The sequence below is a fragment of the Paenibacillus phoenicis genome (genome assembly GCF_034718895.1).
In the GTDB taxonomy this organism is placed as follows: domain Bacteria; phylum Bacillota; class Bacilli; order Paenibacillales; family Paenibacillaceae; genus Fontibacillus; species Fontibacillus phoenicis.
Window position 1 is genome coordinate 1 of the sequence record NZ_JAYERP010000006.1, and the last position, 657, is coordinate 657.

The window sequence follows — 657 nt, forward strand, 5'->3', positions numbered from 1 at the left end:
TGGTTAAGCTACTAAGAGCACACGGAGGATGCCTAGGCGCTAGGAGCCGACGAAGGACGTGGCGAACAACGATACTGCCTCGGGGAGCTGTAAGCAAGCATCGATCCGGGGATGTCCGAATGGGGAAACCCGGCTGGAGTAATATCCAGTCACTCACTGCTGAATCCATAGGCAGTGAAGAGGCATACCAGGGGAACTGAAACATCTAAGTACCCTGAGGAAGAGAAAACAAAAGTGATTCCGTCAGTAGCGGCGAGCGAACGCGGATTAGCCTAAACCAAGGAGCTTGCTCCTTGGGGTTGTGGGACGTCTCACATGGAGTTACAAAGGAACATATTAGACGAACAGGTCTGGAAAGGCCGGCCAAAGAAGGTAAAAGCCCTGTAATCGAAAATGTGTTCCCTCCGAGACGGATCCCGAGTAGTGCGGGGCACGTGAAACCCCGTATGAATCTGCCAGGACCATCTGGTAAGGCTAAATACTCCCTAGCGACCGATAGTGAAGCAGTACCGTGAGGGAAAGGTGAAAAGCACCCCGGAAGGGGAGTGAAAGAGAACCTGAAACCGTGTGCTTACAAGAAGTCAGAGCCCTCTATATGGGTGATGGCGTGCCTTTTGTAGAATGAACCGGCGAGTTACGTTTGCAAGCGAGGTTAAG

General features: G+C 52.2%; 1 rRNA gene. It reads left to right on the forward strand.

The annotated features are described in order from the left end of the window. Position 1 precedes the first annotated feature (1 nt). Positions 2 to 657, forward strand: a 23S ribosomal RNA gene (locus tag U9M73_RS22105); the annotation flags it as partial.